Genomic DNA, 13,288 nt, shown 5'->3' with positions numbered 1-13,288 from the left:
CATGACTCCTGCACGCACTGTGATTATCGGACTGGGGCAAACGGGGCTTTCCTGTGTGCACCACTGCGTGCGCAAGGGCGTGCGCCCTGTGGTGATGGATACCCGCACAGCGCCGCCGGGTGCCGAACAGCTGCCGGCAGGTCTGGAATGTTACTTTGGCGGCCTGAACCCTGAAGTGCTCTGTGGTGCCGACTTGATTATCGTCAGCCCGGGTGTGCCGCTGGCTACTCCTGAGCTACAGCAGGCGGCCGCCGCCGGGGTAGAAATTATCGGGGATGTGGAGCTGTTTCTGCGTGAATGTACAGCTCCAGTGATTGCCATTACCGGCTCCAACGGCAAAAGCACCGTCACTACCCTGGTGGGTGAGATGGCGGCTGAAGCCGGGCTGGCCGTGGGCGTGGGCGGTAATATCGGCACGCCGGCACTGGCGCTGCTGGAGCAGCCACTGGCGCTGGCGGTGCTGGAGCTGTCCAGCTTTCAGCTGGAAACCACGCCGGGGCTGAAGGCACTGGCGGCTACCGTGCTGAATATCAGTGAAGATCATCTGGATCGTTACGACTCGCTGGCACATTACCGGGATACCAAGCTCGGCATTTATCAGGGGGCAGGTCTGTGCGTTTATAACCGGGAAGACAGCGAGACATATCCGCCAAAGGGGAGCAAAGCGCTCAGCTTTGGCCTGAACGGGCAGGACTATGGCCGTCTGGAACAGAATGGCGAACTGTGGCTCAGTGTGCACGGCGAGCCGGTACTGGCAGTGCGCGAGCTGCGCATTGTCGGTGCTCACAACCAGCTCAATGCCCTGGCTGCCATGGCCCTGGCAGATAAAGCCGGTATTTCCCGCATCGCTCAGCTGGCGGTGCTGCGCCGTTTTACCGGCCTGGCCCATCGTTGCCAGTTTGTGGCTGAAAAAAATGGCGTACGCTGGGTTAACGACTCCAAGGCCACCAATGTGGGAGCCACTCTGGCGGCCATCGACGGCATTGCCGGTGATATAAACGGCCGGCTCTGGCTGATTGCCGGTGGTCAGGGCAAGGGGCAGGACTTTTCTCCGCTGGTACCGCTGCTGCAAACCCGCATTGCCGGCATGGCCTGCCTGGGGCAGGACAAGGAGCAGTTGCTGGCGCTTGGTGCCAATACGCACGCCGTGGCCAGCATGAATGAAGCCGTGGCCTGGTGCGCCGGACAGGCCGCCGCCGGCGACTGGGTGCTGCTGGCACCGGCCTGTGCCAGTCTGGATATGTACCCTAACTATCCGGCCCGGGGCGATCATTTTGTGTCGCTGGTGGAGGCGCTATGAAGCTGCTGCCTGCTTTCAGCATGGACTGGCTGCTGCGGCCGTCTCAGGGGCATATCTATGATCGTCAGCTGGTTATTTTATCGCTGGCGCTGATGGCCATTGGGCTGGTCATGGTGTCGTCGGCCTCCATTGCTGAAGGCATCGCCGTGGGCGATGACGCTTTTTTCTTTGTAAAACGTCACGGTATCTTTTTGCTGGTTTGTCTGTTTCTGAGTGCCCTGGTGCTGCAGATCCCCATGGCCCGCTGGCAGCAATACAATGCCAGCTTTCTGATCCTGGCGCTGATCATGCTGATGCTGGTACTGGTGGTAGGCCGGGAGATAAACGGCAGTAAGCGATGGCTGGCGCTGGGGCTGTTCAACGTGCAGCCGGCAGAAATTGCCAAGCTGGCACTGTTTACCTTTCTGGCCGGTTTTCTGGTACGTAAGCAGGACGAAGTGCGCAGCCACTGGAAAGGCTTTCTCAAGCCGCTGGCGGTAATGAGCATGCTGTCCTTCCTGTTGCTGATGCAGCCGGATCTGGGCTCAGTGGTGGTGTTGTTTGTGACTACGCTGGGCATGCTGTTTATTGCCGGTGCCCGCATGGGCCAGTTTATCAGCCTGGTGCTGCTGGGTATGGCACTGGTAGCCGGGCTGATTGCCATGGCACCTTACCGGGTTAAACGGGTGACTTCGTTTCTGAATCCCTGGGATGATCCCTTTGGCAGCGGCTACCAGCTTACTCAGTCGCTGATGGCGTTTGGCCGGGGCGGCTGGTTTGGTGAAGGCCTGGGCAACTCCATTCAGAAGCTGGAATATCTTCCCGAAGCCCATACCGACTTTGTGTTTGCCATTCTGGGCGAAGAGCTGGGCTTTACCGGTGTATTGCTGGTACTACTGCTGCAGTGCTGGCTGGCGTTCAAGTCGCTGCGTATCGGCCAGAAGGTACTGATGGGCGGACGCCAGTACGAAGGCTATCTGGCCATGGGCATCGGCATCTGGTTCAGCTTTCAGACCGTAGTGAATGTGGGCGCGGCCTCGGGCATGCTGCCCACCAAAGGCCTGACCCTGCCACTGGTGAGCTATGGCGGCTCCAGTCTGCTGGTGATGAGTGCCGCCGTGGCCATTCTGGTGCGCATCGATTTTGAATGGCGTCGCGACAACATGCAGGCCAGACAGCGGGAGGCGCTATGAACAACAACAAAACGCTGCTGGTGATGGCCGGCGGCACTGGCGGCCATGTGTTCCCCGGGCTGGCGGTGGCGGATCTGCTGCACAGTGAAGGCTGGACCATTCACTGGCTGGGCACGGCGGATCGCATGGAGGCCCGGCTGGTGCCGGAGCACGGTTATCCGCTGCATACCATCAGTATTTCCGGGGTACGCGGCAATGGCATCAGGCGGCTGCTGGCGGCCCCCTTTAAAATCGCCAATGCGGTGCGGCAGGCGCGCAGAATTTTAAAGGAAACACAGCCCCATGTGGTGCTGGGTATGGGCGGTTTTGCCGCCGGACCCGGCGGAGTGGCGGCCAGAATGGCGGGCATTCCGCTGGTGCTGCATGAGCAGAACGCCGCTGCCGGCATGACCAACCGCCTGCTGGCACGCATTGCCAGCAAGGTATTAATGGCCTTTCCCGGTGCTTTTGAGCAGGGCGAGGTGGTGGGCAACCCGGTGCGCCCCGATGTGATAGCGTTGCCGGCACCGGCCGAACGCATCAGCCTTGCACCGCAGCCGCTGCGTCTGCTGGTGGTGGGCGGCAGTCTGGGAGCGAAGGTTCTGAACGACACTTTACCTGCAGCGCTGGCACAAGTGAATGCGCCTGTGGCGGTGCGCCACCAGTGTGGCAAGGGCAACAGCGAGGCGGTACGCGCCGCCTATCAGGCAAAAGGTGTACAGGCCGACGTAAGCGACTTTATTAGCGATATGGCCGCTGCCTATGGCGAAGCAGATCTGGTGGTGTGCCGGGCCGGTGCCCTGACGGTATCGGAAGTGGCCGCCGCCGGCCTGGGGGCCATTTTTGTGCCGCTGCCTCATGCGGTGGATGATCACCAGACCAAAAATGCACAGGCGCTGGTGAATGAGGGCGCAGCCCTGCTGATGCCACAGGCTGGCCTGACCCCGGCAGCACTGGCACAGCAGCTGGAGCAGCTGGCCGGCAACCGCGAGCGACTGCAGCAGATGGCCGTGAAAGCCCGGCAACTGGCAATTACCGATGCGGCGGCGCAGGTGGCACAGTGCCTGCGCACCCTGACCCAATAAACGAGAGACAGGCATGACCAAGGTTGAACTGGCAAAACTGAGAAGCATGATTCCCGAGATGAGACGGGTCAGACGCATTCACTTTATCGGTATTGGCGGGGCCGGCATGGGCGGTATTGCCGAGGTGCTGGCCAATGAAGGTTATGCCATTACCGGCTCGGATATTGCCTACAATCCGGTTACTGACCGGCTGCAGGCCATGGGTGCCACCATTTTTCTGGGCCACGATGCCCAGCAGGTGGCCGGTGCCAGCGTGGTGGTGGTGTCTACCGCCATTCAGGCCGATAACCCCGAGCTGCTGGCAGCTCGGGATCTGCGCATCCCGGTGGTGCGCCGGGCCGAGATGCTGGCGGAGCTGATGCGTTTTCGTCATGGTGTGGCGGTGGCCGGCACTCATGGGAAAACCACCACCACCAGCCTGATTGCCAGTATTTACGGCGAAGCCGGCCAGGATCCGACCTTTGTTATTGGCGGCCTGCTTAACGGTGCCGGCTGTAATGCCCGGCTGGGTTCCAGCCGTTATCTGATTGCGGAAGCAGACGAAAGTGACGCGTCTTTTTTGCATCTGCAGCCCATGGTATCCATCGTTACCAATATTGAAGCGGATCATATGGATACCTATGGCGGTGATTTCAGCAAGCTGGAAGGCACCTTTGTCGAGTTTCTGCATAACCTGCCGTTCTACGGTCTGGCGGTGCTGTGCATCGACGATGAGGTGGTCAAGGGCCTGCTGCCGCGCATTGGTCGTCAGTTTGTGACCTACGGCTTTCATCCCGAGGCCGACTACCGGGTAGAAGACTTTCACCAGCAGGCGGATCACAGCCGCTTTCGTGTATGTCGCCCCGATGGTACCTGCCTGGAGGTACAGCTCAACCTGCCGGGCCGGCACAATGCCCAGAATGCGGCGGCGGCCATTGCCGTGGCCTGCGAAGACGGCATTGAAGACGCGGCCATACTGGCGGCGCTGAAAAAATTTGAGGGAGTGGGCCGGCGCTTTCAGCAATACGGCGAGTTCGATACCGGCCGCGGCAGGGTCAAGCTGGTGGACGACTATGGCCATCACCCCAGCGAGGTGCGCGCCACCCAAAATGCAGTGCGCGCCGGCTGGCCCGAGCGCCGGTTGGTGACCATTTACCAGCCGCACCGCTATACCCGTACAAGGGATCTGTATGAAGATTTTGTCGATGTGCTGTCAAAAAGCGATGTGCTGATCCTGCTGGAGGTGTACAGTGCCGGCGAAGCACCGATTCCCGGTGCCGACAGCCGTGCTCTGTGCCGCAGCATTCGCAGCCGGGGCCAGGAGCCGGTGTATGTGGCGACTCCCGATGAAGTGCCGGGCGTGCTGGCGGAGCTGATGCAGGATGGTGATATCGTGCTGACTCAGGGAGCTGGCAATGTAGGCGCGCTTGCGCGCAAGCTGGGCGGGTTTGAACTCTCGGCGCAAGCCATGAAACAGCAAGGAGAGCAGTCATGAAACAATTCGGCAAGGTGGCAGTGCTGTTTGGCGGATGCTCCGCCGAGCGGGAAGTGTCATTGCGCTCCGGTGCTGCCGTGCTTACCGGTCTGCAGCGGGCCGGGGTGAATGCCCATGGCATCGACACCAAAGACTATCCGCTGGCACAACTGAAGCAAGACGGCTTTGACCGCGCTTTTATTGTGGTGCACGGCCGTGGCGGGGAAGACGGCACCCTGCAGGGGGCGCTGGAGCACTTGGGGCTTCCCTATACCGGCTCCCGGGTGCTGGGTGCGGCGCTGGCCATGGACAAGATCCGCACCAAGCAGGTGTGGCGAGCCATGGGGCTGCCCACCGCCGACTTTGAAATTGTGCGTAAGGGGCAGTATCAGGCCGCCGATGCCGATGCGTTGATCCATCGCTTTGGCGGCCCTGTGTTCGTCAAGCCATCTCATGAAGGGTCCAGCATCGGCATGGCCCGTGCGGAGAATGCGTCCGAGCTGGCCGCTGCCATTACTGCCGCCTTTGAATTTGATGACGAGGTGCTGCTTGAGCGCTTTATCGACGGCGACGAATACACCGTCAGCGTTCTCGGTGAGCAAGCGCTGCCGGCCATTCGCCTGCGCACGCCGCACACTTTTTATGACTATTCGGCCAAATACCAGTCGGGTGATACCGAATATCTGTGTCCCTGCGGCCTGAGTGAGCAGGAAGAAACCGAGCTGGGCGAACTGTGCCTGCGTGCCTTTGACGGCGTAGCCGCCACCGGCTGGGGCAGAGTGGACTTGATGCGTGACCGTGCCGGCCAGTGGTGGCTGCTGGAAGTGAATACGGTGCCGGGCATGACCGAAACCAGCCTGGTGCCCAAGGCGGCCCGGGTGGCCGGCCTCGATTTTGACCAGCTGGTGGTGCGCGTGCTGGATATGGCCCGCTGATATGAGCGAAGCCGCTGCCACCCGTACCCGGCTGGGGTTTTTATCCGGCCTGTTGTTTTTTCTGCTGGTGCTGGGTGCCCTGCTGTGGAGTCTGTGGCAGGCCATGATCTGGGTTACCGCAGCCAATCAGGTGCCGGTGAACAGCCTGATAGTGCAGGGCGAACACCGCTTTGTCAGCCGGGACGATATTCGCAGCGCTGTGCTGGCCCTGCCTGAACTGGGTAACTTTTTCACCCTGGAAGTAGACAGGGTGCAGCAGCAGCTGCAGGCACTGCCCTGGGTCTATCAGGCCTCGGTACGCAAGCAGTGGCCCGATACCCTGAGGGTTTACATTGTGGAGCAGCCAGCGGCGGCATTTTGGAATGACGACGCTCTGGTCAACACTCATGGCGAGGTGTTTGAAGCAAACCGGCAGCAGCTCGAGCTGATCCAGCTGTCGGGCCCGGACGGCGAGGCCCATAAGGTGCTGGAACAATACCGGCGGTTGCAGCCGCTGCTGGCAGCCGGCGGTTACGATATCAGCCGGCTGCATCTGACACCGCGGTTTTCCTGGGAACTGACCCTGGAAGACGGTGTCAGGCTGATACTGGGGCGGGACGATATTGCAGCCCGCCTGCAACGATTTGTGAATGTCTATCCGGGCATCATGGGGCGCGAGCGGGTAGCTTACCTGGACTTGCGTTACGATACCGGACTGGCAGTGGGATGGAAGCAGGACGAAGAGACTAAGAATGACCAAGAGCGCGGAACGAAATCTGATCGTCGGGCTTGATATCGGCACAGCCAAGGTCACTGCCCTGGTGGGCGAGGTGCTGCCGGACGGTGATCTGAACATCATCGGCCTGGGCAGTCATGCTTCAAAAGGCATGGACAAGGGTGGCGTGAACGATCTCGAGTCGGTGGTCAAATCCCTTAAGCGGGCGGTGGATGAAGCCGAAATGATGGCAGACTGTCAGATCACCTCTGTCTATCTGGGGTTGTCGGGCAAGCACATCGAGTGCCGCAACGAAACCGGTATGGTGCCTGTGTCCGACGAGGAAGTGACTCAGGAAGACATGGACAATGTGATCCACACTGCTAAGTCGGTGCGACTGTCCGACGAGCACAGAGTGCTGCATGTGATCCCACAGGAATACTCCATCGACTTTCAGGAAGGGATTAAAAACCCCATTGGCCTGTCGGGTGTGCGCATGCATGCCAAGGTGCATCTGATCACCTGTCATAACGACATGGCGCGCAACATTGAAAAGTGCGTGGAACGACTGGGACTGCGGGTAGACCAGCTTATTTTCAGTGCCCTGGCCTCCAGCTATGCGGTGCTGACCGAAGACGAAAAGGAGCTGGGTGTATGCGTAGTGGATATCGGCGGCGGCACCATGGACATGGCGGTGTTTACCGGCGGTGCCCTGCGTCATACCAAGGTGATCCCCTATGCCGGCAGCACGGTCACCAGTGATATCGCCTATGCCTTTGGCACGCCGCCGCTGGATGCGGAAGCCATCAAGGTGCGCCATGGCTGTGCTTTCAGCCGGCTGGTGAGCAAGGAAGACAATATTGAAGTGCCCAGTGTCGGTGGCCGGCCGGCGCGCAGCCTGCAACGTCAGACCCTGGCGGAAGTGATTGAGCCTCGCTACAGCGAGCTGCTTGGCATGATCAATCAGGAGCTGGCGCGAGTACAAACCGAGCTGAAAAAGTCCGGGGTCAAGCATCAGCTGGCAGCCGGTCTTGTGCTCACCGGTGGTGCCGCCCAGATTGAAGGGCTGGTGGAATGCGCCGAGCAGATTTTTCAGTGCCAGGTGCGCATTGGTCAGCCCGGCAGCATCAAGGGACTATCGGATTATGTTGAGACGCCGGTGTACTCCACCGCCCTGGGTCTGTTGCAATATGGCAAGGAGCACCAGTCAGCGCCTCAACAGGAATACAACAGCAAGTCCAGTGTCACCGGCCTGTTCAAGCGGGTGGGCAACTGGCTGCGTGGTGAATTTTAATCCTGGCGGGAAACCAGGAACCAAAGCGGAGAGAGGGTTAATCCTATGTTTGAACTGATGAATGATCACGAGCAGGAAGCCGTCATAAAAGTGGTCGGTGTAGGTGGCGGCGGTGGTAACGCCGTTGAACACATGGTGCGGGAAAACCTCGAAGGGGTTGAGTTCCTGGCCATTAACACCGATGCCCAGGCACTGCGCAACGCCAGTGCCCATCACACCCTGCAGGTCGGCAGCGCCATTACGAAAGGCCTCGGCGCGGGCGCCAATCCGGAAGTGGGACGTGATGCAGCACTGGAAGACAAAGACGCCATTCGCGATCTGCTCGACGGTGCCGATATGGTATTTATTGCCGCTGGCATGGGCGGGGGTACCGGCACCGGTGCTGCTCCTGTGGTGGCCGAGGTAGCCAAGGAGCTGGGCATTCTGACCGTGGCGGTGGTGACCAAGCCGTTTGCCTTTGAAGGCAAAAAGCGCATGAGCTACGCGCAGCATGGCATTAACGAGCTGGCCAAGCACGTTGACTCCCTGATCACCATTCCCAACGACAAGCTGCTCAAGGTGCTGGGCCGGGGCATTTCCCTGCTGGACGCTTTCAAGGCTGCCAACAACGTGCTGCTGGGTGCCGTACAGGGCATTGCCGAGCTTATCACCCGTCCGGGCCTGATCAACGTCGACTTCGCCGACGTGCGCACCGTGATGCGGGAAATGGGTACCGCCATGATGGGTACCGGTCATGCCACCGGTGAAGACAGAGCCGAGGAAGCCGCCGAGAAAGCCATCTCCAGTCCGTTGCTGGAAGACGTAGATCTGGCCGGAGCACGGGGCATTCTGGTGAACATTACCGCCGGCCTCGACATGAGCATTGAAGAGTTTGAAACCGTGGGTAACGCGGTCAAGGCCTTCGCCTCCGAGAACGCCACCGTGGTGGTGGGTACGGTACTGGATCCGGAAATCACCGACGAGCTGCGGGTGACTGTAGTGGCCACCGGCATCGGTGCCGAGCGCAAGCCCGACATCACTCTGGTGAAGTCTGGCAACAGCCGCGACGACAACGGCATGCGCCGTGCCGAGACCCCGGAAGAGCAGGGCGGCAAGGTAGCAGTGGGTGGCGATACTGCCCAGGCCAAAACCGACCTGGATTACCTGGATATTCCGGCTTTTCTGCGCAAGCAGGCTGACTGAAAATTACGCTGAATTAGCGTAACCGGGTAAAATCGTGCTAGAGTATTGGGCCATTTTAAATGGTTCGAATCGGGCTATCTGACTGACGGACAATCCTATGATTAGACAACGAACTCTCAAGAATACCGTGCAGGCCACCGGAATCGGCCTGCATTCCGGTCACAAGGTGCAAATGCGCTTTGTACCCGCGCCGGCCAACACAGGTATCGTGTTTCGTCGTACCGATCTGGATCCGCAGGTCGAGATTCGGGCCGATGCGGACCTGGTAAAAGACACCATGCTCTGCACCGCGCTGGTGAATGACGCTGGTGTGCGCGTTTCCACCATCGAGCATCTGTCTGCCGCGCTGGCGGGTCTGGGTATCGATAATCTCTATATTGAGGTGGATGCCCCTGAAGTGCCGGTGATGGATGGCAGCTCCCATCCTTTTATTTATCTGCTGCAGTCCGGTGGTATTCGCGAGCTGAACGCGCTCAAGCGCTTTATTCGCATTAAAAAGCCGGTGCGGGTGGAAGACGGTGACAAATGGGCTGAGCTGCGTCCCTTTAACAAGGGTTTTCGCATGGATCTGACCATCGACTTCAAGCACCCGGTGTTTGAAGGGCGTAGTCAGCATCTGCAACTGGACTTTTCTGGTGTTGCCTTTGTCAAAGAGCTGAGCCGGGCCCGTACTTTTGGCTTTATGCGTGATATCGAGTATCTGCACTCCCAGAATCTGGCCCTGGGCGGCAGTCTGGAAAACGCCGTGGTACTGGATGAGTACAAGGTGCTTAACGAAGACGGCCTGCGCTACCCCGATGAATTTGTGAAGCACAAAATGCTGGACGCCATCGGCGATCTCTATATGTGCAACCACAGTATTCTGGGTGAGTTCTGCGCCTATAAAACCGGCCATGCCTTAAACAATAACCTGTTGCGGGCCTTGCTGGCTCAGGCCGACGCCTGGGAAATGGTCACCTTTGGTGATGAGGGTGCCGAGTCGCCTATTCGTTACTACGACACTGCGTTTCAGCCAGCCTGAAATTAGTAATTGCACGCCGGCAACTCTCCGCGCCGGCGTGTTTCTTCTTCAGTGCCGTTTTTTGTCGCGTTTCCCCGGGCTTTTCAGCCATTCTCTTGAATATTCGGCCTGACGCCACCATATCCTGATCACAAGTATTCAGTGACAACCTCTTTTACCAGATGCCCCAACGGGTTACATTTGCATAAAGTGATCTTTATGACCGTCTCGTTATGGCCTCGCCGGTGCGCGGGGCATTTTTTCAACATTACAATTGGCCAAGCATGATTACCAAACTCTTCACTCGAATCATTGGCAGCCGCAACGACAGAACCCTGAAGCGACTGCGTAAGGTAGTAAACGAAATCAACGCCATGGAGCCCAAGTTCGAGGCTCTGTCCGATGCCGAGCTGCAGGGCAAAACGGTAGCGTTCCGCACTCGTCTGGAGCAGGGTGAAACCCTGGAGCAGATTTTGCCGGAAGCCTTTGCGGTAGTGCGGGAAGCCTCCAAGCGGGTTTTTGGCATGCGCCACTTCGATGTGCAGATGATTGGCGGCATGGTACTGAACAACAACCAGATTGCCGAAATGAAAACCGGTGAAGGTAAAACCCTGACCGGCACCCTGCCGGTGTACCTGAACGCCCTCAGTGGCCGGGGCGTGCACATAGTGACGGTGAACGACTACCTGGCCCGCCGCGATGCCGAGAGTAACCGGCCGCTGTTTGAATTCCTTGGCCTGACCGTGGGTTGCAACCTGCCGGGCATGGGCCACCAGGAGAAGCAGGCCGCCTATGCCTGTGACATTACCTACGGCACCAACAACGAGTTCGGCTTTGACTACCTGCGTGACAATATGGCGTTCTCGCCCGAACAAAGAGTGCAGCGGCCGCTGAATTATGCGCTGGTGGATGAAGTGGACTCGGTGCTGATTGATGAAGCCCGTACACCACTGATTATCTCCGGCCCGGCAGAAGACAGCTCCGAGCTGTATCAGCGCATTGATACCCTGATCCCCAAGCTGGTAAAGCAGGAGCAGGAAGATACCGAAGAATATACCGGTGACGGCCACTACACGGTGGATGAAAAGAACAAGCAGGCACTGCTGACCGAAAACGGCCAGATCTTCGTGGAAGAAGAACTCAAGCGCATGGGGCTGCTGGAAGAAGACGACTCTCTGTTCTCTGCCGGCAACATTACTCTGCTGGCTCATGTCAATGCCGGTCTGCGTGCTCATACCCTGTTTGAGCGCAACGTCGACTACATAGTGCAGAACGACGAGGTGGTGATCGTTGATGAGCACACCGGCCGTACCATGCCGGGCCGGCGCTGGTCCGAGGGCCTGCATCAGGCAGTGGAAGCCAAGGAAGGAGTAAAAATTCAGAACGAAAACCAGACGCTGGCCTCCATTACCTTTCAGAACTACTTCCGTCTGTATGACAAACTGGCCGGCATGACCGGTACCGCTGACACTGAAGCCTTTGAATTCCAGCATATTTATGGCCTGGATACGGTGGTGATCCCTACCAATAAACCGATGGTACGAAAAGACATGGGTGACCTGGTGTATCTGACCGCTGCCGAGAAATATCAGGCCATTGTGGCCGATATCAAGGACTGTGTGGAGCGGGGGCAGCCGGTGCTGGTGGGTACTGTGTCCATCGAGAACTCAGAGTTGATTTCCGGTGTGCTCAACAAGGAAGGCATTCCCCATCAGGTACTGAACGCCAAGTTCCATGAAAAAGAAGCGGAAATTATCGCTCAGGCTGGTCGTGCCGGTACCGTGACCATTGCCACCAACATGGCGGGGCGGGGCACAGATATCGTGCTCGGCGGCAGCTGGCAGGCGGAAATTGAAGCCTTGGGCGAAGGTGCCACCCCTGAGCAGATTGCTGTCATCAAGGCCGACTGGCAGGTACGTCACGATGCGGTGCTGGCTGCCGGTGGTCTGCATATTATCGGCACCGAGCGTCATGAGTCCCGCCGTATCGATAATCAGCTTCGTGGTCGTGCCGGCCGCCAGGGCGATGCGGGCTCCAGCCGTTTCTATCTGTCGATGGAAGATGCGCTGATGCGCATTTTTGCCTCGGACCGGGTGACCGGCATGATGAAAAAGCTGGGCATGCAGGAAGGTGAAGCCATTGAACACCCCTGGGTGACCCGGGCCATTGAAAATGCTCAGCGCAAGGTGGAAACCCGCAACTTTGATATTCGTAAAAACCTGCTCGAATTTGACGATGTGGCCAACGATCAGCGCAAGGTAGTGTATGAACAGCGCAACGAGCTGCTCGACTCCGGCGATATCAGCGAAACGATCGCTGTTATTCGCGAAGATGTACTGACCGATGTGGTGCATGAATATATTCCGCCTCAGTCGCTGGAAGAAATGTGGGATGTGCCCGGCCTGGAGCAACGTTTGCAAAGCGATTTTGCCCTGGAGCTGCCCATTGGTGACTGGCTGAAGCAGGATGACAAACTGCACGATGAGCAGATCCTGGAACGGGTATTGGCTGAAGCCAGCAAAACCTATGAAGAGAAGGAAGCCGTGGTGGGGGCCGAGGTGCTGCGCCAGTTTGAAACCTCGGTGATGCTGCAGACCCTCGACAACCTGTGGAAGGAACACCTGGCGGCCATGGACCATCTGCGTCAGGGCATTCATCTGCGTGGCTATGCCCAGAAGAACCCCAAACAGGAATATAAGCGCGAGTCTTACGAGCTGTTTACGCAAATGCTGGAGAACCTCAAGCGGGAAGTGGTCAGCATTCTCAGCCGGGTGCGGGTGCAGTCTCAGGAAGATGTGGATCAGGCCGAGGCCAAACGCCGTGAAGCTGCCGAGCGTCAGGCCCAGAGCTACAGCCATGCCGAGGCGGAAAACCCGCTGGCCGGTGAACAGCCGGCTCAGGCCGCCGCCGATGAGGCAACGCCTTTTGTGCGCGATGGGCAGAAAGTAGGTCGTAACGACCCTTGCCCCTGTGGCTCGGGCAAGAAATACAAGCAATGCCATGGCAAGCTGAACTAAGCACATCGTTATACTTTCAAGGCCGCTTTAAAGCGGCCTTTTTTGTTTGCCCAGCGAAGCTGGCAAACCCGTCAGGTTGAAAGAAACCTGAATCACCCTGACTGAGGGGAAGATAATCCGAATGGCAAGGGCGCTGCGGGCCAACGGCAGGGTCTGAAGGAAGCCATAGGAAGTCAG

Annotated in this window: 10 protein-coding genes; all 10 read left to right on the top strand. The window is 58.7% G+C overall.

The window, feature by feature from the left end:
* Position 1 precedes the first annotated feature (1 nt).
* The 10 genes from murD to secA all read left to right on the top strand — a co-directional run bounded on the left by murD (position 2) and on the right by secA (position 13,111).
* Complete coding sequence (murD, locus tag R0I78_RS13510; RefSeq protein WP_317075705.1) at positions 2 to 1,300, top strand: UDP-N-acetylmuramoyl-L-alanine--D-glutamate ligase; 1,299 nt, start codon at positions 2 to 4, stop codon at positions 1,298 to 1,300.
* Positions 1,297 to 2,472 carry a cell division protein FtsW gene (gene ftsW, locus R0I78_RS13505; protein ID WP_317075704.1) on the top strand — a complete coding sequence of 392 codons (1,176 nt, stop codon included), beginning with the start codon at positions 1,297 to 1,299 and terminating at the stop codon, positions 2,470 to 2,472. The genes murD and ftsW overlap by 4 nt, the downstream gene beginning before the upstream one ends.
* Positions 2,469 to 3,536 (top strand): undecaprenyldiphospho-muramoylpentapeptide beta-N-acetylglucosaminyltransferase, encoded by a 1,068-nt coding sequence (gene murG, locus R0I78_RS13500; RefSeq protein WP_019935010.1) that lies wholly within the window; start codon positions 2,469 to 2,471, stop codon positions 3,534 to 3,536. The genes ftsW and murG overlap by 4 nt, the downstream gene beginning before the upstream one ends.
* A gap of 13 nt (positions 3,537 to 3,549) precedes the next feature.
* Positions 3,550 to 5,010 carry a UDP-N-acetylmuramate--L-alanine ligase gene (gene murC, locus R0I78_RS13495; protein ID WP_317075703.1) on the top strand — a complete coding sequence of 487 codons (1,461 nt, stop codon included), beginning with the start codon at positions 3,550 to 3,552 and terminating at the stop codon, positions 5,008 to 5,010.
* The gene (locus tag R0I78_RS13490; protein ID WP_317075702.1) at positions 5,007 to 5,924 is read left to right on the top strand and encodes a D-alanine--D-alanine ligase; all 918 of its coding nucleotides are present in this window, start codon (positions 5,007 to 5,009) and stop codon (positions 5,922 to 5,924) included. The genes murC and R0I78_RS13490 overlap by 4 nt, the downstream gene beginning before the upstream one ends.
* A 1-nt stretch (position 5,925) precedes the next feature.
* The gene (locus tag R0I78_RS13485) at positions 5,926 to 6,696 is read left to right on the top strand and encodes a cell division protein FtsQ/DivIB (RefSeq protein WP_317075701.1); all 771 of its coding nucleotides are present in this window, start codon (positions 5,926 to 5,928) and stop codon (positions 6,694 to 6,696) included.
* On the top strand, positions 6,656 to 7,912 hold the full coding sequence (ftsA, locus tag R0I78_RS13480; protein ID WP_317075700.1) for a cell division protein FtsA: 1,257 nt from the start codon (positions 6,656 to 6,658) through the stop codon (positions 7,910 to 7,912). The genes R0I78_RS13485 and ftsA overlap by 41 nt, the downstream gene beginning before the upstream one ends.
* A gap of 45 nt (positions 7,913 to 7,957) precedes the next feature.
* Positions 7,958 to 9,094 carry a cell division protein FtsZ gene (ftsZ, locus tag R0I78_RS13475; protein ID WP_317075698.1) on the top strand — a complete coding sequence of 379 codons (1,137 nt, stop codon included), beginning with the start codon at positions 7,958 to 7,960 and terminating at the stop codon, positions 9,092 to 9,094.
* Between the two features lie 97 nt (positions 9,095 to 9,191).
* A complete protein-coding gene (gene lpxC, locus R0I78_RS13470; RefSeq protein ID WP_317075697.1) occupies positions 9,192 to 10,115 on the top strand; it encodes a UDP-3-O-acyl-N-acetylglucosamine deacetylase in 924 nt (307 codons plus the stop codon).
* Positions 10,116 to 10,378: 263 nt separating this feature from the next.
* Entirely contained in the window at positions 10,379 to 13,111 is a 2,733-nt protein-coding gene (secA, locus tag R0I78_RS13465; protein ID WP_317075696.1) for a preprotein translocase subunit SecA, read from the top strand.
* Positions 13,112 to 13,288 lie beyond the last annotated feature (177 nt).

The sequence above is a fragment of the Oceanimonas sp. CAM02 genome (assembly GCF_032842915.1).
Taxonomy (GTDB): Bacteria; Pseudomonadota; Gammaproteobacteria; order Enterobacterales; family Aeromonadaceae; genus Oceanimonas; species Oceanimonas smirnovii.
Note: the sequence above shows the minus strand (reverse complement) of the source record. Positions and strands in the feature narration are given on the sequence as shown.

What these genes read in the sequence shown, in the direction of transcription:
- ftsA (WP_317075700.1), top strand. Translation starts at nt 6,656, where the DNA reads ATGACCAAGAGCGCGGAACGAAATCTGATCGTCGGGCTTGATATCGGC.
- ftsZ (WP_317075698.1), top strand. Translation starts at nt 7,958, where the DNA reads ATGTTTGAACTGATGAATGATCACGAGCAGGAAGCCGTCATAAAAGTG.
- R0I78_RS13485 (WP_317075701.1), top strand. Translation starts at nt 5,926, where the DNA reads ATGAGCGAAGCCGCTGCCACCCGTACCCGGCTGGGGTTTTTATCCGGC.
- R0I78_RS13490 (WP_317075702.1), top strand. Translation starts at nt 5,007, where the DNA reads ATGAAACAATTCGGCAAGGTGGCAGTGCTGTTTGGCGGATGCTCCGCC.
- murC (WP_317075703.1), top strand. Translation starts at nt 3,550, where the DNA reads ATGACCAAGGTTGAACTGGCAAAACTGAGAAGCATGATTCCCGAGATG.
- ftsW (WP_317075704.1), top strand. Translation starts at nt 1,297, where the DNA reads ATGAAGCTGCTGCCTGCTTTCAGCATGGACTGGCTGCTGCGGCCGTCT.
- lpxC (WP_317075697.1), top strand. Translation starts at nt 9,192, where the DNA reads ATGATTAGACAACGAACTCTCAAGAATACCGTGCAGGCCACCGGAATC.
- secA (WP_317075696.1), top strand. Translation starts at nt 10,379, where the DNA reads ATGATTACCAAACTCTTCACTCGAATCATTGGCAGCCGCAACGACAGA.
- murD (WP_317075705.1), top strand. Translation starts at nt 2, where the DNA reads ATGACTCCTGCACGCACTGTGATTATCGGACTGGGGCAAACGGGGCTT.
- murG (WP_019935010.1), top strand. Translation starts at nt 2,469, where the DNA reads ATGAACAACAACAAAACGCTGCTGGTGATGGCCGGCGGCACTGGCGGC.